This is a genomic window from Paenibacillus tabacirhizosphaerae, assembly GCF_040812395.1.
In the GTDB taxonomy this organism is placed as follows: Bacteria; Bacillota; Bacilli; order Paenibacillales; family NBRC-103111; genus Paenibacillus_E.
In genome coordinates this window covers 73,632-97,604 of record NZ_JBFNXH010000001.1, presented here as the reverse complement: position 1 = coordinate 97,604, position 23,973 = coordinate 73,632, and the positions used below count along the sequence as shown (strand labels likewise).

The 23,973-nt window shown below is 49.7% G+C and carries 17 protein-coding genes; 15 read left to right on the top strand and 2 right to left on the bottom strand.

Features of this window, described 5'->3' with window-relative positions:
• From ABRS97_RS00335 to ABRS97_RS00310, 6 genes are all read left to right on the top strand, one after another.
• The gene (locus tag ABRS97_RS00335; protein ID WP_367810907.1) at positions 1–1,272 is read left to right on the top strand and encodes a M20 family metallo-hydrolase; all 1,272 of its coding nucleotides are present in this window, start codon (positions 1–3) and stop codon (positions 1,270–1,272) included.
• Positions 1,273–1,590: 318 nt separating this feature from the next.
• Positions 1,591–2,469, top strand: coding sequence for a nitrilase-related carbon-nitrogen hydrolase (locus ABRS97_RS00330; RefSeq protein ID WP_367810906.1), 879 nt, complete (start codon positions 1,591–1,593; stop codon positions 2,467–2,469).
• Positions 2,470–2,511: 42 nt separating this feature from the next.
• Entirely contained in the window at positions 2,512–3,870 is a 1,359-nt protein-coding gene (locus tag ABRS97_RS00325; RefSeq protein ID WP_367810905.1) for an NAD(P)-dependent oxidoreductase, read from the top strand.
• 57 nt (positions 3,871–3,927) lie between these two features.
• The gene (gene preA, locus ABRS97_RS00320) at positions 3,928–5,220 is read left to right on the top strand and encodes an NAD-dependent dihydropyrimidine dehydrogenase subunit PreA (RefSeq protein ID WP_367810904.1); all 1,293 of its coding nucleotides are present in this window, start codon (positions 3,928–3,930) and stop codon (positions 5,218–5,220) included.
• Positions 5,221–5,223: 3 nt separating this feature from the next.
• Positions 5,224–6,639, top strand: coding sequence for a dihydropyrimidinase (hydA, locus tag ABRS97_RS00315; protein WP_367810903.1), 1,416 nt, complete (start codon positions 5,224–5,226; stop codon positions 6,637–6,639).
• Positions 6,632–6,853 (top strand): hypothetical protein, encoded by a 222-nt coding sequence (locus ABRS97_RS00310; RefSeq protein WP_367810902.1) that lies wholly within the window; start codon positions 6,632–6,634, stop codon positions 6,851–6,853. Before hydA ends, ABRS97_RS00310 begins: the two co-directional genes overlap by 8 nt.
• Here the strand turns inward: ABRS97_RS00310 and ABRS97_RS00305 are convergent.
• The gene (locus ABRS97_RS00305; RefSeq protein ID WP_367810901.1) at positions 6,850–8,457 is read right to left on the bottom strand and encodes a PucR family transcriptional regulator; all 1,608 of its coding nucleotides are present in this window, start codon (positions 8,455–8,457) and stop codon (positions 6,850–6,852) included. The genes ABRS97_RS00310 and ABRS97_RS00305 overlap by 4 nt on opposite strands.
• 130 nt (positions 8,458–8,587) lie before the next feature.
• Between ABRS97_RS00305 and ABRS97_RS00300 the strand changes: the two genes are divergently transcribed.
• The 9 genes from ABRS97_RS00300 to ABRS97_RS00260 all read left to right on the top strand — a co-directional run bounded on the left by ABRS97_RS00300 (position 8,588) and on the right by ABRS97_RS00260 (position 22,068).
• Positions 8,588–10,060: a CoA-acylating methylmalonate-semialdehyde dehydrogenase gene (locus ABRS97_RS00300; RefSeq protein ID WP_367810900.1), complete on the top strand. Its 1,473-nt coding sequence runs from the start codon at positions 8,588–8,590 to the stop codon at positions 10,058–10,060.
• A 286-nt stretch (positions 10,061–10,346) separates the two neighbouring features.
• Positions 10,347–12,170, top strand: coding sequence for an assimilatory sulfite reductase (NADPH) flavoprotein subunit (locus ABRS97_RS00295; protein WP_367810899.1), 1,824 nt, complete (start codon positions 10,347–10,349; stop codon positions 12,168–12,170).
• 38 nt (positions 12,171–12,208) lie between these two features.
• Positions 12,209–13,930, top strand: coding sequence for an assimilatory sulfite reductase (NADPH) hemoprotein subunit (gene cysI, locus ABRS97_RS00290; RefSeq protein WP_367810898.1), 1,722 nt, complete (start codon positions 12,209–12,211; stop codon positions 13,928–13,930).
• 259 nt (positions 13,931–14,189) lie between these two features.
• Complete coding sequence (locus ABRS97_RS00285; RefSeq protein ID WP_367810897.1) at positions 14,190–15,950, top strand: ABC transporter ATP-binding protein; 1,761 nt, start codon at positions 14,190–14,192, stop codon at positions 15,948–15,950.
• Complete coding sequence (locus ABRS97_RS00280; RefSeq protein WP_367810896.1) at positions 15,947–17,737, top strand: ABC transporter ATP-binding protein; 1,791 nt, start codon at positions 15,947–15,949, stop codon at positions 17,735–17,737. Before ABRS97_RS00285 ends, ABRS97_RS00280 begins: the two co-directional genes overlap by 4 nt.
• 68 nt (positions 17,738–17,805) lie before the next feature.
• Entirely contained in the window at positions 17,806–18,243 is a 438-nt protein-coding gene (locus ABRS97_RS00275; RefSeq protein ID WP_367810895.1) for an SRPBCC domain-containing protein, read from the top strand.
• Entirely contained in the window at positions 18,233–19,027 is a 795-nt protein-coding gene (locus ABRS97_RS00270) for a lipid II flippase Amj family protein (protein ID WP_367810894.1), read from the top strand. Before ABRS97_RS00275 ends, ABRS97_RS00270 begins: the two co-directional genes overlap by 11 nt.
• Positions 19,028–19,084: 57 nt before the next feature.
• Positions 19,085–19,963, top strand: a complete 879-nt coding sequence (locus tag ABRS97_RS00265) for a radical SAM/SPASM domain-containing protein (RefSeq protein WP_367810893.1) — start codon at positions 19,085–19,087, stop codon at positions 19,961–19,963.
• Positions 19,964–20,121: 158 nt separating this feature from the next.
• The gene (locus ABRS97_RS00260; protein ID WP_367810892.1) at positions 20,122–22,068 is read left to right on the top strand and encodes an ATP-dependent DNA helicase; all 1,947 of its coding nucleotides are present in this window, start codon (positions 20,122–20,124) and stop codon (positions 22,066–22,068) included.
• Positions 22,069–22,086: 18 nt separating this feature from the next.
• Here ABRS97_RS00260 and ABRS97_RS00255 read toward each other — a convergent pair whose 3' ends face one another.
• Positions 22,087–23,898: an ABC transporter substrate-binding protein gene (locus tag ABRS97_RS00255; RefSeq protein WP_367810891.1), complete on the bottom strand. Its 1,812-nt coding sequence runs from the start codon at positions 23,896–23,898 to the stop codon at positions 22,087–22,089.
• Positions 23,899–23,973 lie beyond the last annotated feature (75 nt).

The window sequence follows — 23,973 nt, the reverse complement described above, 5'->3', positions numbered from 1 at the left end:
ATGAGTACAACGCCTTTGTTGCAAATCAATGCTTCCCGACTGCACACGCGCATCGAAGAACTTGCGCAGATCGGAAAAATAGGCGAGACCGGCGTATGCAGGCTGGCGCTTTCCAAGGAAGACAGAGAAGGTGTCGAACGGGTAAAAACGTGGATGGAGGCTGCTGGCATGGAAGCGCATATCGATCCATTCGCCAACTTAATCGGCGTGAAGCGGGGGCGCAATCCGCATGCTCCGGTGCTGATGTTAGGATCGCATGTGGATTCCCAGCCTTATGGCGGACGATTTGACGGGGTTATTGGCGTCCTGGGCGCGATTGAAGTGATCCAGACGATGACGGATAGAGGGGTCATGCCGGCATGCGATATCGAGGTCGTCGCCTTTTGCGATGAGGAAGGGTGCCGATTCAATAAAGGGCTGTTCGGCGTTCGCGGCATGACGGGCAAGCTGGAAGCGGATGAGTTGGAGCGAACGGACAAAAATGGTATTTCCCGGAGAGAAGCGCTTATTCAGTTCGGCTGCGATCCCGCTAGCTTTGAGCGCTACGTTTTTCAGGAGGGGCGTATTGGCGCTTTTCTGGAGCTGCATATTGAGCAGGGGCCTGTACTCGAATCACTGGATGCTCCGATTGGTATCGTGAGCGGCATTTCCGGTCCGCTTTGGCTCACCGTGGAAATGACGGGCTTCGCTGGACATGCCGGCTCGGTGCCGATGGCGATGCGCCATGACGCGCTTGTCGGCTGCGCCAAAGTGATTGTAGCGCTGAACGAGTTAGTCCAGCAGGAGCCGGGCGCGCCGACAGTCGGAACCGTTGGCTCACTGACGGTGTTTCCGGATTCGCGCAACATTATTCCGGAGAAGGTGAGTTTCACCGTCGATTTGCGCGATATCGACTTAAACCGCCGCAACCTCTTGGAAGCGGAGCTGCTCAGCGTGATCGACGTAGTGACGAAGTCGCATGGGCTCTCATACACGATCAGGGAAGATACGAACAGCGAACCCCGTTATTGCGCGGACTGGATTAAAGAAGCGATGCGCGAAGAGGCGGAGCATATTGGTTTCGCGCCGCCTGAGCTGATGAGCGGTCCTTTTCACGATTCGCTTACAATGTCGTATGTGTGCGATTACGGAATGATCTTCGTTCGATGTAAGGAGGGGATCAGCCATAATCCGAAAGAGTATGCCAGTCCGGAGGATATTGCGCTAGGAACGGAGCTTTTGTACCGAACAGCGCTTCGGATTGCGATGGAACATGGTGAGGCTGCCGACTAAGAGAGTTACAGTTAATTCTCAGATTTGAAGCTATATGGTTCCAGCCCAGGGAGTATGGTTCATTCGCTTGGGGGGACTACAGTTTGAGGAAACTACATTTGAGGATCTACAGTGCGCTAGTGCAGGCTAAAATGCCTTGTAATCTGATTTGGCGGAACGTGGGTGCGTTATTGGAGGAAATCAGGTTGTAGGAAGACGAAATCAACTGAATAGCGAACTCTTGTTCCACTATCCCTTCCGTTCAGATGCTCCAATGCCAAATAGCGCACTCCTATTCCTCGAATGTCATGTCAAATGAAATCAAGGAGGGCTTCAACCATGAAAGTAAAAATCGGATTAATCCAAGCGGCGAATAATGTTCATGGCGATGAACCCGTGGAGCATCACAAAAAGAAAGCGATCGAGAAGCATATCACGTTGATCAGGGAAGCGGCGCAAAAAGGCGCGCAGATGATATCTTTGCAGGAAATATTTTATGGCCCTTACTTTTGTTCCGAACAAACGACCAAATGGTATGAGGCCGCCGAAGAAATTCCGAACGGTTCGACGACGAAGCTGTTTCAAGAGCTTGCCAAAGAGCTTGGTGTCGTCATTGTGTTGCCCATCTACGAACGGGAAGGGATTGCCACCTATTACAATACGGCAGCAGTAATCGACGCAGACGGGGCATACCTAGGCAAATACCGCAAGCATCATATCCCTCATGTCGCCGCAGGCGGCGGTTCGTGCGGATTTTGGGAGAAGTATTATTTCAAGCCCGGTAACCTCGGGTACCCGGTATTCGATACGGCTTTTGCCAAAGTGGGCGTTTACATTTGCTATGATCGCCATTTCCCTGAAGGCGCTCGGGCGCTCGGGTTGAATGGCGCTGAGATTGTGTTCAACCCGTCAGCTACCGTCGCTGGCACCTCGGAGTATTTATGGAAGCTGGAGCAGCCAGCACATGCCGTTGCGAACGGGTATTATGTAGCTGCCATTAACCGCGTAGGCATGGAAGAGCCTTGGCATATGGGCGAGTTTTACGGCCAATCTTATTTGGTTGATCCCCGAGGTTCCATTGTCGCCATCGGCAGCCGGGATCAAGATGAAGTTATTATCGGTGAGATGGATAAAGAATTGATCCGCGATGTACGCAATGTTTGGCAGTTTTATCGGGATCGCAGACCGGAGACCTATGACCGGATCATTAGTCTGTAGCGGCAGTTGAACATTCATTCATAGCGGGGAGGCGCAGCGAAGATGAGCACAACCTTTATTTCTTTGACGGATTTAAAACGTAATTTTGCCGAGGTCAAATCCGGGATGAAACCCAAAGAAGCGATCGATGAATCGAACCGCTGTCTGTTCTGTTACGATGCGCCGTGTATTCGCGCTTGCCCCACGGGGATTAATATTCCTTCCTTTATTAAAAAAATCGCCTCCGGCAATTTGAAAGGCTCTGCTCGCACCATTATGGAAGCGAACCCTGTTGGCGCGACGTGTTCGCGGGTATGTCCGACAGAGGAACTGTGCGAAGGCGCTTGTGTACTTAATCAATCGTCCAAGCCGATTTTGATCGGCGATTTGCAGCGGTATGCGACGGATTGGGCCATGAAAAACGAACAAATCCTGTTTCAAGCCGGGGCCAGCAACGGCAAGTCGGTTGCAGTCATCGGCGGCGGTCCGGCAGGCCTCTCGGCAGCGAGAGAGTTGGCGCGTTTCGGTTTCGCGGTTACCGTATTCGAAGCGAAGGAGCAAGCGGGCGGCCTGGATACGTATGGCATTGTATCCTTCCGGCTTCCGCAGGACATTTCGCTTTGGGAAGTTGAGCAGGTGCGGAAGTTAGGCGTCTCGTTCCAGATGAATACGAAAGTCGGCGTCGATATTAGCGCGGCTGAGCTTTTGAATGGCTTTGACGCTGCAGTGCTGGCGATAGGGATGTCTAAAGTGCCTATGTTGGGCGTTGAAGGTGAGCAGCTGACTGGCGTGCATGATGCGATTGATTTTGTAGAATCGACGAAAATAGCGCTGGATACAAGTCTGGTTGGAAAGCGTGTGGCGGTTATCGGAGCGGGCAACACAGCGATTGATGCCGCAACGTGTTCGGTACGTTTGGGAGCGGAAGAGGTGCAAATCTTGTATCGGCGCACACAAGCGGAGATGACTGCTTATGATTTTGAATTCGATTTTGCCAAGCAGGACGGTGTGGCATTCAAATGGTTAACCGCTCCGAAACGGATCATCGGCAATGAAAGGGGCGAAGTCATCGCGCTTGAGTGCATACAGATGAAGCTGGAAGAGGCAGAAGCGGGCAGAAAGCGTCCGGTGCCTGTTGAAGGTTCTGAGTTCGTATTTGAGGTGGATGCAGTCGTCAAAGCCATTGGGCAAACGCGCTACATTGCCATCGTCGAACAATTGGGTCTGGCGCATACGCGTGGAACGGTCGCCGTTGATTCGGTTACCGGAGCCACGTCGAATCCGAAGGTGTTTGCCGCTGGCGACGTGACTTTCGGCGAAGGTCAAGGTGAGGCTATGGTTGTATCGGCCGCCCAGCAAGGCAAGATTGCGGCATTTGCAATTTACAATAAGCTGGTCAAACAACAAACCGAAACTGCTTAATAAGTGCATAAGGGATCGTACGACCGTGTCCGCTTAATTGAACTGGAGGGATTCAAGATGGCAGATTTAAGCATCAATCTAGCAGGGATTCAGTCGCCTAACCCTTTCTGGTTAGCATCTGCGCCACCGACCAACACAGGCTATCAGGTGCAGCGGGCATTTGAAGCAGGCTGGGGGGGCGCCGTTTGGAAAACGCTGGGCGATCCTATTATTAATACTTCATCCCGTTTTGCAGCTGTACATTTCAATGGGCAGCGGGTCGCCGGTTTTAATAATATCGAGCTCATTACGGATCGTCCGCTTGAAGTTAATTTGCGAGAGATTGCTGAAACAAAGAAGCGTTTTCCGAATCATGCCGTCGTCGCTTCCTTGATGGTTGAGCCCAAACGGGAGAAATGGCACGAAATCGTGAAAAAGGTGGAGGCCATCGGCGTGGATGGCTTGGAGCTGAACTTCGGCTGCCCGCATGGGATGGCGGAACGCGGGATGGGAGCGGCTTCCGGGCAGCAGCCGGATCTGGTAGAAGCTCAAACGATGTGGGTGAAGGAGGCAGCGACGACGCCAGTCATCGTCAAGTTGACGCCGAATATCACGGACATCACGAGTACGGCGATTGCTGCGGTTCGTGGCGGAGCGGATGCGATCTCTTTGATCAATACCATCAATTCGCTCGCCGGCGTTGATCTCGATTCGTGGAATACGATCCCGCACGTTGGCGGAAAAGGTGCGCATGGCGGGTATTGCGGACCTGCGGTGAAGCCGATTGCGTTGAATATGGTGGCGGAATGCGCACGCAATGCCAAGGTTGGCGTGCCGATCTCCGGAATCGGCGGGATATCGAATTGGCGTGATGCTGTGGAGTTTATGCTCATGGGTGCTACGGGCGTGCAGGTGTGTACAGCCGCGATGCATCACGGCTTCCGTATTGTCGAGGATATGATCGATGGCCTGAACAACTATTTAGAGGATAAGGGTTTGGCCAGCGTCAACGAACTTATAGGGAAATCTGTAACCCGCTATTCCGATTGGGGGAACTTGGATCTGAACTATGCGGTTGTGGCGCGTATCGATACCGAGACCTGCATTAATTGCAACAAATGTCATATTGCCTGCGAGGACACGTCTCATCAATGCATTGATATGCTCACGGGAGAGGGCGGCGCCTCTTACTTGCAAGTCCGGGAGGAAGACTGTGTTGGATGTAATCTGTGTTCCATCGTTTGTCCGGTTGACGGTGCGATTTCCATGATTGAGGTTCCATCGGCAGAACCGCCGATGACTTGGAACGAGAGGCAGGCAGCGATTGCAAACATATCGTCCGAAGGGACCTCGAAGAAGGAGGCTGTGTAAACGATGGTCAAACTTATCAAACATGGAATGATCGTGACGGCAGCGGATCAGTATCTGGGGGATATACGCATTGAAGGCGGCGTGATTACGCAAATTGGACAGAATTTGGAGGCAGGCGATGCGGAGGTGATTGATGCGGCTGGTCACTATATATTCCCTGGCGGGATCGATCCGCACACCCATCTCGATATGCCTTTTGGCGGTACGGTGACCGCTGACGACTTTGAGACTGGGACCAAAGCGGCTGCATTCGGAGGCACAACGACGGTTATCGATTTTTGTCTAACCAACAAAGGGGTTCCGCTCCGTCAATCCGTCCAAACGTGGCATAAGAAAGCAGCCGGAAAAGCGGTCATTGACTACGGCTTCCATCTGATGATTGGGGAAATCAATGATGATGTGTTAACCGAGTTGCCGAGCATGATTTTGGAAGAAGGGATCACATCCCTTAAGGTTTTCATGGCCTACAAAAACGTGTTTCAAGCCGATGACGGCACCTTGTATCGCACTTTGCTCGAAGCCAAGCTCCATGGCGCCTTGGTGATGGTTCATGCGGAGAATGGAGATGTCATTGATTATTTGATTAAAAAGGCGCTGGCAGAGGGTCGCACGGAGCCCATTTATCATGCGCTGACACGTCCTTCTGTGCTTGAGGGCGAAGCGACGGGCCGGGCCACTAAATTAACTGCTTTGGCAGGCGCTCGGCTCTATGTGGTCCATGTCACCTGCGAAGAGGCTGTCCAGCAAATTGCGGAGGCACGCAATAAAGGTGTCGATGTCTGGGGCGAAACCTGTCCGCAGTATTTGCTGTTGGACCAAACGTACTTGGAAAAGCCGGATTTCGAAGGGGCAAAATATGTTTGGTCGCCTCCGCTGCGCGAGCGCCATCATCAGGAAGTATTGTGGAACGCTTTGAGGAGCGGGCAGCTGCAGACGCTTGGCTCTGATCACTGCTCCTTTAATTTCAAAGGTCAAAAGGAGCTGGGTCTTGGCGATTTCAGCCTGATTCCAAATGGAGGTCCGATGATCGAGGATCGGTTCTCGATCCTGTATTCGGAAGGCGTGAGGAAAGGCAGGATCACGATCAATCAATTTGTTGATATCGTTTCTACAAGAAGTGCCAAGCTGTTCGGGCTGTTCCCACGGAAAGGCACGATTGCGGTTGGCTGTGATGCCGATATCGTTATTTTCGACCCGAATGCCGAGAGAACCTTGTCGGCGAAGACACACCATATGAACGTGGATTATAACCCTTTTGAAGGCGTCACGATTACCGGAGAACCTGTTACTGTGCTATCGAGAGGCGAGTATGTCATTTCAAACAAGCGATTTGTCGGCACGCCTGGCGCTGGCCAATTCCTGAAGCGGGATACTTATAACTCAACTAACCATAGGAATGGAGGCGCGCTCCATGTCTGAGTATGAACAATTCATGCGTGAAAAGTTAAAGCTGGACGGCTACGTGTCTCAAAAATTCAGGATTATCCGAGTAAGAGAAGACCTGAGCGGATCTTGGCTCGATCTCGAGCATCCTGGCGGTGAAACAGCTAGCTTGCATTTGGAAACGGCTAACGCCCGCAAATATTTCGTGTCGATACTGATTCAGCAAGATCAGGATCATACGCTCGCTTAATGAATAGTGCCATGCACGTATTCGTAACTATGTAAGGCGAGTTCGATAGCGATACGCTTTTGTGGCTGTGCGAAATCTTCGCCCAACAGGGCAGTTATTTTATCCAGCCGGTGATAAAGCGTCTGCCTGACAACGAAGAGCTCTTTGGCTGTTTCTTGCTTGGAACTGCTGAGAGCCAAATATACTTTCAACGTTTTCAACAGATGAGCATTTTTTTCTTTGTCATACTTGATGACAGGACCAATGTATTCATCGATGAATGAATCCAGCAAACCGCTTTTTTTCATGCTCATAATCACTTTGCTCACATGCAGGTCATGGTAGAACGGTACGGGCAGCATGCCGATATCTTTCTGAATGATAATCGTTTCTTGCGCGGTTTCGTAACTTGCTTTGGCTTGCGTAGGATCGTTCAGCTCTTTGCCGACGCCATATAAGGCTGAAAACATAGGAATTTCTTGCTGCAATTCCGTTTTTTGCAGTCTGTGGACGGCTCTTAGGATTCGCTCTTTCGCCGCGGTGGAGAGTTGATCAAGCAAGATAAAGACTACTTGATTTTGCCGCATCGTGGGCAGCAGGTAGAAGCCTTCGCCTTCAAAAATGGCGCGCGCAACCATGGTTTTTTGAATGAGCATGGCTTCCCAATCTTTAACATCTTCCAGATTTGCTTCCATATCGAACACGCATACGATGAGCCGGCTCCATGTTGCCGAGGGCTTCATAGCGGTGATATAATCGCGAATTTCCTGAAGGGAATGCTTGCCTCGAAGCCAGTCGATGACCCAACGATCCTCTTTGTACCGTCTTTTTTCTTCCATATACTTGGTGCGCATCATTTCTTGGGCGATCGCCGTGGCGAACCGATCCAAGGCTAATACTTGAAACTCACTGAGTTCTTGTTCGGCGTATAATAATAGGTCTGCAAACAAATGTTCGAGTGCGAGGATAGGGCGATGAGCTAGCCGGCTTTTAACCTCTGGATGATTGAATATTTTACCGTAAATCCATTGTTCATAAAAAGAATCGGCTTTAGCTTTCGCAAGGGCGGGCACGAACTGTGCTTCGGCGCCGAGCGGGAAGAAAGCGACCTGCGCTTGCGTTGTTTGGTGTAATAGTTTTAGAAGCGGTAGGAGCCCTTTGCCAGAGAGCAGCAATTGGTTTAACTGAGTGGAGAGTGATTCGAGCTCGGAAACCATCTTATGATGCTGATGAATAAAATAGGAATGAAGATCCTGGGTAATGTCGATATAACGGACCTCTTCGTGGAAGAAAATGAGTGGGAAATGCTCGCGGAGGGCAACTGCTTTCAGTTGATCCAGATGCTTTCTCGTATAGGGTCCCAGCTCGATGCACAGTCCGGAGGCGCCACAATCGATAAGCTGCTGAAGGAAGGAAACACTGGTTTCCTCATCATCGTGCCAACCGATGCCCGTGGAGAGAATAAGCTCGTTGCCATTGAGGAGATGGCCAACTTGCGTAACCTCCATAATATGCACCCATCTAACGGTACGCGCTAAAGCTTCGCGGCTTGCGATGGCTTCGGCCTTCTGGAACAGAGGACGCTGCAAAATATCTTTTACTGTTAGCTGTAATAACGTTTGCACTATCGAGCTGCACCGCCTTTGTTATGTCAGGAAAGTTAACAAAATTTTAAGTAAAACTAATTTTATCTATTATACAATGTGTCCAATTCATTTTGTGTAAAAATTTCTTGCGCTGAGGAGATGAACGTAGATGAGTTTAGATGCCGCTTCCCTTCGGGGAACAGTCAAGTTGCAAAATCTCATTCAAGGCGTGTGGGTAGATTCGACAAGCGATAATGAAGAGAGCGTATTCAACCCCGCTACAGGGGAAATCATCGCTAGAGTGCCGCTTTCTTCCGCAGATGAAGTAGAGGCCGCTGTAAACGCGGCGCAAGCGGCTTTTGCGTCATGGAGCCGCACACCGGTTCCTAAACGAGCCAGGATTCTCTTCCGTTATTGGCAGCTGCTGCAAGATCATGAGCAGGAGCTTGCAAAGCTGATCACTCAGGAAAATGGCAAGAGCTACAAGGAATCGTTAGGCGAGGTGCTGCGCGGCATTGAATGCGTGGAATTTGCTGCAGGCGCTCCCTCGCATCTGATGGGGTCGACGCTTGCCAATATTGCAACAGATATCGATTCGGAGCTGTTCCGTGTGCCAATAGGCGTAGTTGGGGGGATAACCCCTTTTAATTTCCCGATGATGGTGCCTTGCTGGATGTTTCCGCTCGCAATTGCCTGCGGCAACACGTTTGTGTTGAAACCGTCGGAACGCACACCGCTTACAGCCATGAAGCTTGTCTCTTTATTCCATGAAGCGGGGTTGCCGGATGGCGTGCTGAATTTGGTTCATGGCGGCCATGATGTCGTTAATGCGCTGACAACGATTCCTGCTGTTAAGGCGATCTCTTTCGTAGGTTCCCAACCGATTGCGAAATATGTCTATGAGCAGGCTTCTTCTGCTGGCAAACGTGTGCAGGCGCTTGCAGGCGCCAAAAATTATCACATTGTTATGCCAGACGCCCATGCGGAGAAAACGGTCGAGAACATTATTATGTCTTCCTTCGGCAGTGCAGGAGAAAGGTGTATGGCTTGTTCGGCAGTGGTCGTCGTTGGCGATGGCGATGTTTTCATGCACAAGCTGCGTGATGCGGCTGAACATATGGTGATTGGCTCAGGGCTGGACGACGATGTGACCCTTACGCCTGTCATTCGCAAAGAACAACGGGCGCGCATCGAATCATTTATTGAGAAAGGTGTCGAAGAAGGCGCTCAGCTTGTGGTTGATGGAAGGACAGCGAAGGCTTGTTCACAGGATGGTTTTTTCCTTGGAGCGACTGTCTTTGATCAGGTGAAACCGGAAATGTCGATTGCGCATGAAGAGATCTTTGGTCCTGTGTTGTCCGTGTTGCGTGCTGCCGATCTAGACGAGGCATTGACGCTTGTCAATCGATCCCGCTTCGGCAACTCAGCCGTTATTTACACGGAAAATGCAAAAGCTGTACGTCAATTCCGCGAGGAAGTTGAAGCCGGTATGCTTGGGGTTAATGTCGGGGTGCCGGCGCCAATGGCATTCTTCCCATTCTCTGGTTGGAAAGATTCTTTTTACGGCGATCTTCACGCGAACGGTAAGGATGGCGTTGAATTTTATACGAAGAAGAAGATGATGACATCGCGCTATTTTTAAAAGCGAATAAAGGAATGAGGAAGAGGCTATCCCGGAAAGTCTAACAAGACTGGAGGGATTGCCTCTTTCTCTTTCTGCGTGCAGTTAAGATCTCACGCCCGATGAAACCTGCTCCCGATGCGATAATTCGCTAAATTTTACGTTTTATCAGTATTCCTGATTAATCATATAAAATCATTCTAATTGACCAGATTGACGTGCTATGATAGGTTCAGGAGAGTGAAATATAAAGAATTTTGTAAATTAGGAATTCCTATTTTTTGCAAGCATGAGAGGTGGATATGTTTTGGAACTTCAAGTAATGAACAGCCCTTTTAATCAGGAACAAGTAGATTTGCTTAATCGACTGATTCCTACACTAACGGCAACACAACGGATTTGGCTGAACGGGTATCTTGCGGCTACCCAAGGATCAAGTACAGCGGCTCCAGCCGGCGCGGCGCCTACTGCGACTTTGGCAACGACTGCACCGGTAATCTCGAAAGAAGTGACCGTGCTCTTCGGATCACAAACCGGCAAAGCGCAAGGCTTAGCAAAAAAGGTAACGAAGAAGCTGGAAGAGCAAGGCTTTCAAGTAACGCTTTCCTCCATGGCTGATTTCAAGCCGAATGCATTAAAAAAGGTCCAAAACTTGCTGATTCTCGCGAGCACGCACGGAGAAGGCGAACCGCCGGATAACGCGATTACGTTCCACGAGTTCCTTCATAGCAAAAGAGCGCCTCAATTGGAGGATCTGCGGTTTTCCGTGCTTTCTCTTGGGGATACTTCTTATGAGCTTTTCTGTCAAACAGGAAAAGATTTCGATAAGCGCCTCGAGGAACTTGGCGGCAAACGTCTTAGCCCGCGTGTGGATTGCGACGTCGATTTCGATGAGCCTGCAGCGGAATGGATGAATCAAGTCGTTAGCTCCTTAAGCACGGCATCTGCGGCAGCAGGCACGCCGTCCGTAAGCGGAACGGCTGTCGAGATCGGTGGCGAATCCGAGTTTTCGCGGACGAATCCTTTCCAGGCGGAAGTGCTGGAGAATTTGAATTTGAACGGCCGCGGCTCGGACCGCGAAACCCGACATGTCGAGATCTCTTTGGAGGGATCGAATCTTCAATATGAACCAGGGGATTGCATCGGGATTTATCCGGAAAATCACCCTCGTCTAGTCGATGAATTGATCGAAGCTATGGGCTGGAATGCCGATGAGCTCGTTACGATAAATAAGAATGGTGAAAAACGTTCCCTGCGTGAAGCGCTGCTTCGTAACTACGAAATTACCGTTCTTACAAAGCCGCTGCTGGAGCAAGTTGCAAAACTTACTACCAACAATCAGCTGCAAGAACTGTTAGCTGCAGGACACGAGCAAGATCTTAAAACATATATCAGTGGACGCGATTTGCTGGATTTGGTACAGGATTACACCTTGAAGGGCGTGCCCGCGGGCGAGTTCGTATCGATCCTTCGGAAGTTACCTGCTCGTCTCTACTCCATTGCTAGCAGTTCCAAAGCTTACCCGGATGAAGTTCACGTTACTGTCCGCTCGGTGCGCTACGAGAAGCAGGGAAGAGAACGTTACGGCGTATGTTCCGTTCAACTTGCAGAACGTATCAAGTCCGGCGATACGTTGCCGGTATATATTCAAAACAACCCGAATTTTAAGCTGCCTGAAAACTCAGAAACGCCAATCATCATGATTGGACCTGGCACAGGCGTCGCTCCATTCAGAGCTTTCCTGGGCGAACGTGAAGAGCTTGGGGCTGAAGGTAAAACATGGCTCTTCTACGGCGATCAGCATTTCTCTACAGATTTCCTTTATCAAGTTGAATGGCAGAAATGGCTGAAATCCGGCGTGCTGACACGCATGGATGTTGCTTTCTCCCGTGATTCCGACCAGAAAGTGTATGTACAGCATCGGATGCTTGAAAAGAGCGCTGAGCTCTATAAATGGCTGCAAGAAGGGGCGAGCGTCTACGTCTGCGGCGACGAAAAGAAAATGGCGCACGATGTTCATGCGACCCTAGCAACGATCATTGAACAAGAAGGCGGCTTCTCCGCGGAGGAAGCTGCGGAATATTTGGCCCGGATGCAACAGCAAAAACGTTATCAGCGGGATGTTTACTAAGAGGAAATCCCAAGGATCGCGAGAGGAGAAAGACCAACATGTCAGAAAATAATTTACTTTCGAAGAACAGTGCGCCGCATAGCGATGTAGAGCACATAAAAATGAGAACGAATTACTTGCGCGGAAGTCTCGCAGAGACGCTGCTAGATCGAATCACAGGTTCCATCCCCGAGGATGATAACCGTTTGATGAAGTTTCACGGAAGCTATATGCAGGATGACCGAGATCTGCGCAACGAGCGGCAAAAACAGAAGTTGGAGCCTGCGTATCAGTTCATGCTGCGCGTGCGTGCTGCTGGCGGAATCGTTACGCCCGACCAATGGCTGATGATGGACCGTGTCGCACAGAAATATGCGAACGGAACGATCCGTCTGACGACTCGTCAATCGTTCCAGCTTCACGGTGTTTTGAAGTGGAATATGAAAAAGACGATTCAAGAAGTGAATGCATCGTTGTTAAGTACGCTTGCTGCTTGCGGCGACGTAAACCGTAATGTCATGTGCAATCCAAATCCTTACCAGTCGGATGTTCATGCTGAAGTATACGAATGGGCATGCCGCGTGAGTAACCATTTGGATCCACAGACCAAAGCCTATCATGAGATCTGGCTTGACGGCGAAAAGGTTGTGGACAGCCAGGATGGTGTTGAGCAAGAGCCGATCTATGGCAAGGTGTATTTGCCGAGAAAGTTCAAAATCGGTATCGCGGTACCTCCTTCCAATGATGTGGACGTTTTCTCACAAGACCTTGGATTCATTGCGATTGTGGAAGACGGTCGCCTCAAGGGCTTTAACGTTTCCGTAGGCGGCGGCATGGGGATGACTCATGGCGATACGCTCACTTACCCTCAGGTAGCCCAAGTAATCGGATTCATTACACCGGATCAGATGATTGATTTGGCTGAGAAGACAGTCACGATTCAACGGGATTATGGCGATCGCTCTGTTAGGAAGCATGCGCGTTTCAAATATACGATTGATGACCGCGGCGTTGAGTGGTTCGTTGGCGAACTAACTGCTCGTTTAGGTTGGAAACTTGAAGCAGCGCGTCCATACCATTTTGATCATAATGGAGATCGCTATGGCTGGGTGAAGGGAAGTAACGGGAAATGGCATTTCAACCTGTTCATACAAAACGGGCGTGTGAAAGACGAGGAAAACTACCTGTTGATGACCGGACTTCGTGAAATTGCCAAAGTCCATACAGGAGACTTCCGACTCACAGCGAACCAGAATCTGGTTATCGGAAATGTGAGCACGCAGAAGAAGAAAAAGATCGAAGAGATGATCAAAGAGTATGGCCTTACGGATGGGCTGCATTACTCGGCACTGCGCAGAAGCTCCATGGCCTGTGTGTCTCTCCCGACTTGCGGTATGGCGATGGCTGAGGCCGAGCGCTACCTTCCCGATTTAATGGATAAAATCGAGCCTATGTTAGAAGAATCCGGATTGGGCGACAAAGAAATCATCATTCGTATGACAGGTTGTCCGAATGGATGCGCCCGTCCCATGCTTGCGGAACTTGCATTTATTGGTAAAGCGCCTGGCAAATACAACATGTATCTGGGCGGCGGCCACTCCGGAGACCGGCTGAACAAGCTGTACAAGGAAAATATCGGCGAAGCGGAGATTCTGGAGTCGCTGAAACCGATTATTACGCAGTACGCGAAAGAACGACTCGAGAACGAACACTTCGGTGATTTTGTTATTCGAGCTGGCTATGTCAAAGAAGTTCGTTCGGGGCTGGACTTTCATTCGTAATAACACGTTTGTTGCGAGTTACCACCCAATAGGAATAACTTCCTGCAAATTGCAGGAGAGAGTAGAAGTGCGTCTAAGTGGCGCACTTCTTTTCTGTCTATTCGTTCATTGTCGGAGACCGTCCAATTTAGTATGATTGGAGGTACAGGTTGGAAAAAGGAGGGAAGAAACAGCATGAAAGTTGTATTTATTGGGGGTATCGAACTAATTAATGGCATAATATATTAATGGCATTAATTATAATGGAAGGGATGTTCACATGCATGGAAACAAAGCACACAGCTCCTTCGGCAAGTACAATGATTTTTTTCAAAAATACTTATTGCCGCAGCGGGGTACCCTCATCGGTTTAGCCTTACTTCTTTTCGGCTCCATTGGGATGCAGCTGATTAACCCGCAAATTATTCGATATTTTATTGATACTGCCCAGTCTCAAGGTGCGTTGAAACCGCTTATTATGGCTGCCGGATTGTTTATCGGCTTCTCCCTGATTCAACAGCTCGTAACTGTAATCGCGACCTATTTCAGCGAAAATCTTGGATGGAAAACAACCAATACGCTGCGCGGCGATTTAGCGGCACACTGTTTGTCACTTGACATGTCATTTCATAAATCGCATACGTCGGGCTCGCTCATTGAGCGGGTGGACGGGGATGTGAACGCGTTAGCGAATTTCTTTTCGAGTATGCTTATCCATCTTGTCGGTAATGTACTGCTTATGATTGGGATTATCGTGTTATTATTCCGGGAGAGCTGGCTGATTGGCGCAGGGATGGCCATTTTTGTGCTCTTCACTTTCTACATCATTCAGTGGATACGTAAATATGCGGTTCCGGTTTGGTCCGGATGGCGGCAAGCAAATGCTGAATTTTATGGCTTTATCGGCGAGCATTTGGAAGGGACTGAAGATATTCGCGCGAATGGCGCGGTTGGCTTCGTGATGAATCGGTTTTATGCCATACATAGGCGCATGCTTCCGCTTCGCATCAAGGCTTTTCTTGGTTTCTGCGCAATGTGGAATACGTCAATATTCGCATTTGCTCTCGGCAACGCAATGGCTTTCGTAATCAGTGCTTATCTGTGGCACACGCATCAAATATCGCTTGGCACGGTGTACCTGATCTTTTTCTACACGGAGCTATTAGCGAAGCCAATCGAGAAAATTCGTACGCAAATGGAAGACTTGCAAAAAGCGGATGCAAGCATTTTGCGGATTCGCGAGTTGTTCGCCATTCGTTCAACGATCGTTGATGGCAAGGGAGGTTCGCTTCCGGCTGGACCGCTTAGCGTTCAATTTAGCGATGTGTCCTTTAGTTATGATGGGGATCAACCGACATTAGAGAACTTAAATCTTGACCTGAAGCCTGGAGAAGTGCTAGGCCTGCTGGGACGCACGGGGAGCGGAAAATCGACGATGGCGCGACTGCTGCTTCGCTTCTACGATCCGCAAAAGGGCATGATTGTTATGGGAGATACGGACATCCGCACATGCAAGTTAGCGGATTTACGCAAGCGCGTCGCTTTGGTGACGCAAAATATCGAAATCATGCAGGGAACGGTTCGTGATAACCTGACTTTCTATGATGATGAGATTGCAGATGAGCGGATTTTTGAAGTGCTTAATGAACTTGGATTACAAGCGTGGCAGGAATCTTTGCCTGACGGGTTGGATACGATTCTGGCCTCAGGCGGCGGCAGTTTGTCCGCAGGCGAGGCGCAGCTGCTGGCATTCGCCAGAGTGTTTCTAACGGATCCGGGACTCGTTATCATGGACGAAGCTTCGTCCAGACTGGATCCACTTACCGAGCAGCGTATGGAAAAAGCCGTCTCCAAGCTGTTAATGGAGCGATCCTGTATCTTGATCGCGCATCGGCTTGCGACGGTACAAAGGGCAGATCACATCCTGATTCTTGACAACGGCCGCGTTCTCGAATCAGGTAAAAGAGAGCAGTTGGCCGCAGATCCGTCATCAAGGTTCAGCCAACTGTTGGCGACAGGGCTTGAGGAGGTGCTGGTATGAATACGCGTCATTATTTGTGGCGGCTCATCATGCACAGACCCGTACGCTATTTCCTTAATGCATTTGCCTGGACGGCTATTTACTTAGCGCCGATTGCGCCAGGTTTGGTTACCAAAGAGTTTTTCGACTCGCTTACTGGGAATTCCAAGCTGGGTTATGGGGTATGGGGCATTGTTGCACTGCTGATGGCTGCAGCTCTGGGACGAATGATGCTCATTCTTTTCGGTTTTATCACCGATGTCAATTTCCGCTTCCGTATGAGTATGCTGCTTAGGCGGAACATGCTGGAGCATGTGCTGAAACAGCCTGGAGCCCGAGCGATCCCAGTTTCTCCAGGGGAGGCGATCAGCCATTTCCGCGACGATGTTGATCAATCGGAAGAAGCGGCGAGCTGGTCGGTAGATGTATTTGGCATGATCTGCTTCTCCATTGTTTCCAGTTTCATTTTGATTCGCATTGACGCGCAAATGACTTTATTTGTATTCTTGCCCCTTATTCTTGTTATTGCAGCTGCGCAGCTGGCTACGGCAAGACTGCAGAAGTACCGCGCAGCAAGCCGTGAATCAACGGCCAAAGTGACGGGCGAAATTAGCGAAATGTTCGGCAATGTGCAAGCGATTCAAGTCGCAGGCGCGGAGAAGCGCGTCATTGACCGATTCCGCCAATTAGGCGAAACCCGTAGAAAAGCTAATCTGAAAGATCGGCTCATGAGTGAGCTGCTCGATTCGATTTTCTCGAATTCTGTCAACCTCGGGACAGGACTTATCTTGCTTCTGGCCGGGCAAAAAATTCGCGCAGGAGCTTTTACTGTCGGCGATTTCGCATTGTTCGTTTATTATTTGACCTTTGTCACGCAAATCATAACGAATGTCGGCAAATTTATTACGTTTTTCAAGCAAATGAGCGTGGCTTTGGATCGCTTGACCTTCCTGCTTCAGGGGGCTTCCCCTACAGTTTTAACTGCGTCCAAATCGCTGTATTTGAACAAAAACAGCGAGCTGCCGCCGATCAACGGCAATCCTCAGCTTAAGAATGAGCGATCTGGCGCCTTTCAGCGCCTGGATGTACATGGCTTGTCCTATTCGTACCCGGACACGGGAAGGGGCATAACCGATGTGCAGTTTAGCTTGACGCGGGGCTCGTTCACGGTTATTACCGGCACCATCGGTTCCGGCAAAACGACACTGGTCCGCGCCCTGCTTGGGCTGCTGCCCAAGGACGAGGGGACGATTGCGTGGAATGGCAAGTCTGTCGATGACGCGGGCAGCTTTTTTACGCCGCCTCGGAGCGCCTACACGGCGCAGGTGCCGCGACTCTACAGCGATACGCTGCGCAACAATATTTTGCTCGGGCAGGCGGAGCCTGGCGACAGCTTGCAGCAAGCACTCTACGCGGCGGTGATGGAATATGACGTCACGCAGCTGCCCGAGGGCCTCGATACGGTTATCGGGCCGCGCGGGGTTAAGCTGTCCGGCGGCCAAGCGCAGCGGACGGCGGCGGCCCGCATGCTCGTGCGCGACGCCGAGCTGTACGTGTTCGACGATTTGTCGAGCGCGCTCGACGTCGAGACGGAGCAAAAGCTGTGGGAGCGTATGTTTCAGCGCAGGAGCGAAGCCACATGCTTGGTCGTTTCGCACCGCAGAACAGCACTCGCGAGGGCGGATCACATTATCGTGATGAAGGATGGGCGCATTGAAGCAGAAGGCACATCCGCTGAGTTACTGAAGAACAGCCATACGTTTCAAGAGCTCTGGTATGGCGATGGTAATGGAATGAAGGAGCAATGAATCGAAAATGATCGCTGATAATAAGAACAATCATTTTAGATAACAGATAACTTTTAGGAGGAATGCAAATGCCAGGTACTAATCCAGTTGGTTTAACCGCTTCGGTTGGTTATCAAATCGGTGTCCGAAGGTCGCTGCCTCTATCTCAGGAACAAGTGTGGCATGTGCTGACATCGTCGCAAGGGAGGAGACTTTGGCTAGGCGTGCTGGAAGAGATGAACTTCACGGCAGGCTATTCGTATCGGACAGACGAGGGAACAAGCGGAGAAATACGCGTCGTAAAGCCTTTGGAGCAACTCCGGATGACGTGGCAACCTCAGAATTGGCCGAATCCGTCAACGCTGCAAATTCGATTAATTCCCGCGAAGTCGGGGAAAACAACAATCAGTTTCCATCAAGAGAAGCTGGATGATGAGCGGCAAAGAGCTGCGATGAAGCTGCGATGGGAAGAAGCTATTACAGCGATAAGCAATCTGATTGCTAATGAGTCTAACGATGACAAATAGTTTAATTATCGTATTCATCCTCACGATGATTATCCATACGGCGGAAACGTTGTCCTATTCCGTAAGGTTCGCTGGCGTTCAGCTGAACAAAATCGCGGTCGCTCTTTCATTAACCGGCATCATCGTACTCGTTTCAAGAACCGCCAACTTGGTACAAGCGCCGCTAACCGCCAAGTTCGTGGATTACGCGAAGCTGGATTCCTCCTTTGATCTGGAGCGGTATCTGCGCATTATTTTATTTGCGTCTTCGATCGGAACGCTCGTTGCAATTGCTTTATTCCCTTCTTTTGTTAGCATCAGCGCAAGAGTCATAGCTAAACTGGAAGTGGCTGGATCCATTCCTAAGCTTATTACGAGCGTAACGATCGACCAGATCAAAAACACGAAACATTATTTGAAAAAACCGACGGTCAAGCTCAGTCATTTCCGTTATTTGGGCATACCGAAGCGCTTTCTCCTCCTAAATATTGTTGTTACAGCCTTCTACTCCGTTGGGGTGCTGTCTTCCTTGTATGCGGCGCATTTATTGCCCCAATTCAGTACAACAGCTTCTCAAGCATCCGGTATCATTAACGGAATTGCGACTATTTTGCTCACCATCTTCATCGATCCGCAGTTGGGTCTTATTACCGACAAAGCGCTGCATAACGAAGAACATCGCCTTCAGCTCGGTAAAATTTATGCGCTGCTCATGACATCGCGCTTCTTGGGCACGCTGCTTGCACAGGCAGTTCTGATTCCGGCTGCACATTTTATCGGCATCATTGTGCAATGGATCGTCTAACTCTGTTATAATAGCTAGTATTGCGAGACGCAGCTAGAAAGAAACGGAGTCCATGAAATGAAAAAGTTCAAAAAATTTTATATCGAAATTACGAGTATTTGCAATCTGGCCTGCACCTTCTGTCCTCAGACACAGCGTGCGAAAGGTTTCATAGAAATAGATACCTTCACGAATATTTTGGATCAAATCAAACCGCATACCGATCACATTTATTTGCATGTTAAAGGGGAGCCGCTCCTTCATCCCAAAATTGATGAGCTGCTTGATATTAGCCACGAGAAAGGCTTTAAGGTCAATATTACCTCTAACGGCACGCTCATTACTAAAAACCGGCATAAACTGCTGGGTAAACCGGCGCTTCGGCAAATGAATTTCTCCCTGCACAGCTTTGACGGCCATGTCGGTTCGGAAGATAAAGAAGGCTATGTCATGAGCGTTTTACGATTTGCCAAAGAAATCGTCTCCACTTCCAATGTGATTATCTCGTTTCGGCTATGGAATTTGGATACCGATAATCAGACCAATCAAGAGAGACAACGGAATCGCGAAGTGTTGGAAATGCTGGAACGAGAGTTTGAACTCGATTATAAAATTGATGAAAAATTTGTTCGCGGAACCGGCGTGAAGCTGGCTGATCGGGTATATCTCAATCAAGACCACGAATTCCAGTGGCCGGATTTGAAGGCCGAAGAAATTCCAGGGCCAGGTTTCTGCCATGCGCTGCGCAACCAAGCGGGGATTCTGGTGGATGGCACGGTCATTCCTTGCTGTTTGGATGGGGAGGGGGTTATCAATCTCGGAAATATTAACGAGGCGCATTTCTCAGATATTATCGAGGGTGAGCGAGCGAACCGATTGTTCGAAGGTTTCTCCAAACGTGAAGTGGTGGAGGAATTGTGCCGCAAATGCGGTTATCGCGAACGATTTAGCATGTAAATGACGAAGCTTAATCCTGGCTGTCGGTATCGGCTCGGATAAGCTTTTTTTTCGCTTTATTTTTATGCTTGAATTGTGCAGATTTGCTTTGCTTTTGAACCGAGATATGGGATAATAATCTTTTCCTCGATATTAACTATTTTTGGAGGCGTCATCCTTTGGCACGGTACCCATTTGCATATGATCGCGGAAAGCCTTATATTCAGCAGGTTTCGGACTGGATTGCTGATATTTTTTATGACATATTGCCCGATGCGGGCTTTGAAGTTCGCGACGAACAAATTTATATGGCGTTTCAACTGGAACGTGCGTTTGCTGAGAAACAGACGATTTTCGCGGAAGCTGGTGTGGGTACGGGGAAAACCCTCGTATATTTGCTTTATGCCATTTGCTACGCTCGTTTTATGAATAAGCCTGCCATTATCGCCTGTGCGGATGAATCGCTCATTGAACAGTTGGTCAAGCCAGGTGGAGATATAGAGAAACTCTCCAAGCATTTGAATCTCGCGATTGATGCGAGACTAGCGAAATCGCCAGATCAATATGTTTGTCTGATGAAGCTGGATGAAGCCCGACTAGGCCATGATGATAGCGGTCGTTACGGGGATCTCTACGAGAGCTTGCCGGATTTCGTTCGTTCGCGCGAAGCGTTGCAAACTTTCCATGCTTATGGGGATCGCAAAAACTATCCCAACTTGAATGACGAGCAGTGGCATCGCATCGGCTGGGACGCTTTTCAAGACTGTTTTGTTTGCGATAAAAGACACCGCTGCGGGCAGACGCTTTCACGAGAAGCGTATCGTAAATCCGCGGATCTCATCATTTGTTCCCATGATTTCTATATGGAGCATGTATGGACCTATGAGGGAAGAAAACGGGAAGGGCAGCTGCCGCTGCTGCCTGAGCATTGCACCGTTGTTTTTGATGAAGGCCATTTGTTGGAGTCGGCTGCACAGAAGGCGTTAACGTATAAGCTGAAACATGTCGTCTTTGAAGAATTAGTCGTTCGGCTGCTAAAGGGCGAAGTGCGCGAAACATTAGCTGTGCTGATTGATGAAGCCATCGATCAAAGTCAATTGATGTTCGACCTGCTGGAAAGCTGCACGAAGCCAATTGCCGGTTCCGATCGGAAACAGATCACGATGAGCAGTCAACTGCTTAAGGAAATTCATCGGTTCTGCGATATTCTTACGGCGATTGAAGAGGAGCTCGTATTTGAAAGTGAGCTCTTTACTTTGAATGACTATCAACTGCGCATTGTGGAAGAGCATCTGGAGATGATGCAGAAAGCGCTCGGTCTCTTCCAGCAGGATGGAGCTTTCATCTGTTGGGCGACGGAGAACATAACAGGGCTCAGCCTGGTCATTATGCCAAGAACGGTGAAGGAAGTACTTCGCGAACGCGTGTTTGATACGAAAATGCCAATCGTGTTTTCGTCGGCGACGCTGTCCGTGGAAGGCTCTTTTGAATATGTGGCCAGCAGCTTGGGTCTCGATTCTTATTTGTCATTTTCGGTGAATTCTCCTTATGAATATGAGGATCGAATGGAAGTCATTGCGCCGAAATGGACTGCAGGAGGCACCTTTGAGGAGAAGCTGGAGGCAGCGGCTGCCTTGCTGCAGCGAACGGAAGGACGTGCACTGATACTGTTCCCGACGCAAGAGGAGCTGCAGCGGTTCAAACGCCAAATGGCGACCAACCGCGCGTGTGAGGGGCTGCGTTTCTTGTTCGAAGGCGATCAGGAGATTAGTCATCTCATTGCTTCCTTCCAAGAAGACGAGCATAGCGTGTTAGGCGCAGTCAGCTTGTGGGAGGGACTTGATGTGCCTGGCCCATCGCTTTCGAACGTGATTGTGTGGGCCTTGCCTTTTCCACCGCAAGATCCTGTGTTTATGGCTAAGCGGCAAGCCTCAACTTCTCCCTATGAAGAGGTGGATATTCCCTACATGCTGCTGAGGTTGCGTCAAGGGATGGGACGGTTGATTCGCTCCCGCGAAGATCGCGGCATTGTAGCGATTTTCAGTGACGAGCTGCGCCATAACACGAGCTTACGGGATCATGTTATCCGTATACTGCCGGATGGCGTCCACTTGAAAGAGGACTAGTTGTTGGATACTGTACAGCTAGGTAAACCAAATGTCACGAAATCGCACCCACCCCAGAGAATCGAGCGAAATGCCGCGAATCGACGGGTGGAAGGCGGTTTTCAAATGTTTCCGATATAAGAAAAGCAAGCTGTGCCGCTGTTTCAACTGCGATTCGAGATGCGAAAGCAGTGCGATTCTGCGGTTGGCATCAGACTCTGTTTGCAACAATCGGATATGATGTTCCAGCATGATCTGCACTTCAGGCGCTGCGTGTTGCTGCATGCTTTTGTACAGATCGATCAGCCTTAACTCGCGATGTTCGTCCAGCATAACAGCAAACAGCAGCAAATCGGCTTTCATCCGCGCTTCTCCTTTAAATTCCTCAGCGGGAATCAGCATAATGTTCAGATGAAGTCCCGCTGCAGCGCAAACTTGTTGGATGATCGTTGCATCTGTTTCATACTGAGGAATCGTCGCCAGTGTTAGGGATTCCCCGTTATAACCGGCATTTTTCAATCGCCGTTCGATTTCATCAAAGCCCCGTGAAGCAAACTCATGCGGGCTTTTTTGTTCATGCTCGTGCAGTTGTAGGAAGCTGCTGGCGGCTTCAATCACATCCCCTGAAAGCCGTTGAATCAGCTCTGCACGATCTAGGGCGAGATGAATTCCTTCTCTTAGTTTGGCGTTGGTACGAAGTTCATCTTTCAGCTCATTTACGGTTATGAATTTCGTCGTCATGCCAGACTGACGCACTTGCTGCCATTGCTCAGCGGCCATGTCGGATATACGAACATTATGCATAACTTGAAACGGAAACAGTTGTTCAGGCTGGTCAGACATGCCTACATGCTCCTTCTCCGGGATAGGAACCGTCCACACTTCAACCCGATCCAGGAACCCTCTACCTCGAAAATAAGAGGAGAAAGCCTCTAAAATCCAAATCCCTTGTTCATGCGTGACCAGCTTAAAAGGTCCTGTCCCGACTGGCGAACAACCAATTTGTCCATCCGCTGCTTCGCAAATATCTTGCGGGACGATGGAAGCGCGGTTCGTAGTCAGAAAGGCTAGAAACAGTTCATTTCTCTCAGCTAAACGGATGCGAATCGTTGTATCATCCGGCGTTTCTATCGTCGCGATGCTTGCATACGCCCAGCTATACAGGCCTCGGGGCGCCAGCTTTTGCAAGCGTTCCAGTGAATATTTCACATCGCTGGAGCGCATTACTTGACCATGATGAAATAGAACGCCTTTGCGAAGATAGAACGTCCATAATGTCCGGGATTCATCAACCTCCCACGCATGCGCAAGATGAGGTAAAGGCTGCTCGCCTCTGTCATCCATCCGGACGAGTCCGTCAAAAATTTGGTTCACGAGATGTGACTCACCGGAATAATGAATCGCCGCAGGATCCAACGAGTGTATCGTTTGCGGGAGTGGAAAGCGCAAAATATCCGTTCGCCGCTGGCCTTGAACCTCTGAGGAGAAGCCAAATTGGCCCGACAGCCATTGTTGAAATTGCTCGCGCAAGGCAGTGGATTCTTCATCAAAGCTATGCAGCAAATTCAGCGCTGAGTGTAGATCCTGTTTACTGACTAATTCCTGGGCTTCCAGTAGGACGATGTCATCCTTACGCGCCAGGAATATGAGTGTCGATCGGTTGCCGCGCCCTTTCTTCGGTAGCCATGTCAACCAATTCTCATGCTGCATTCGCTTCAGCAACAAGACCATATTGCGGTGCGTGCAATCTACGAAACGTGCAAGCTCTTCTAGTGTAATTTCCAGCGGGACCCCTTCCTGTATGTGAGGAAAACAGCGCCGTAAAGCCAAATAATGCTTCCGAACCTTCATCGAATTCTCCTGTTTTAAAATATGAAATTTTGAAATTTAAACTTACACTTTTTGTTCTTATTTTAAAGGTTACAA

What these genes read in the sequence shown, in the direction of transcription:
- ABRS97_RS00335 (WP_367810907.1), top strand. Translation starts at nt 1, where the DNA reads ATGAGTACAACGCCTTTGTTGCAAATCAATGCTTCCCGACTGCACACG.
- ABRS97_RS00330 (WP_367810906.1), top strand. Translation starts at nt 1,591, where the DNA reads ATGAAAGTAAAAATCGGATTAATCCAAGCGGCGAATAATGTTCATGGC.
- ABRS97_RS00325 (WP_367810905.1), top strand. Translation starts at nt 2,512, where the DNA reads ATGAGCACAACCTTTATTTCTTTGACGGATTTAAAACGTAATTTTGCC.
- preA (WP_367810904.1), top strand. Translation starts at nt 3,928, where the DNA reads ATGGCAGATTTAAGCATCAATCTAGCAGGGATTCAGTCGCCTAACCCT.
- hydA (WP_367810903.1), top strand. Translation starts at nt 5,224, where the DNA reads ATGGTCAAACTTATCAAACATGGAATGATCGTGACGGCAGCGGATCAG.
- ABRS97_RS00310 (WP_367810902.1), top strand. Translation starts at nt 6,632, where the DNA reads ATGTCTGAGTATGAACAATTCATGCGTGAAAAGTTAAAGCTGGACGGC.
- ABRS97_RS00300 (WP_367810900.1), top strand. Translation starts at nt 8,588, where the DNA reads ATGAGTTTAGATGCCGCTTCCCTTCGGGGAACAGTCAAGTTGCAAAAT.
- cysI (WP_367810898.1), top strand. Translation starts at nt 12,209, where the DNA reads ATGTCAGAAAATAATTTACTTTCGAAGAACAGTGCGCCGCATAGCGAT.
- ABRS97_RS00285 (WP_367810897.1), top strand. Translation starts at nt 14,190, where the DNA reads ATGCATGGAAACAAAGCACACAGCTCCTTCGGCAAGTACAATGATTTT.
- ABRS97_RS00280 (WP_367810896.1), top strand. Translation starts at nt 15,947, where the DNA reads ATGAATACGCGTCATTATTTGTGGCGGCTCATCATGCACAGACCCGTA.
- ABRS97_RS00275 (WP_367810895.1), top strand. Translation starts at nt 17,806, where the DNA reads ATGCCAGGTACTAATCCAGTTGGTTTAACCGCTTCGGTTGGTTATCAA.
- ABRS97_RS00270 (WP_367810894.1), top strand. Translation starts at nt 18,233, where the DNA reads ATGACAAATAGTTTAATTATCGTATTCATCCTCACGATGATTATCCAT.
- ABRS97_RS00265 (WP_367810893.1), top strand. Translation starts at nt 19,085, where the DNA reads ATGAAAAAGTTCAAAAAATTTTATATCGAAATTACGAGTATTTGCAAT.
- ABRS97_RS00255 (WP_367810891.1), bottom strand. Translation starts at nt 23,898, where the DNA reads ATGAAGGTTCGGAAGCATTATTTGGCTTTACGGCGCTGTTTTCCTCAC.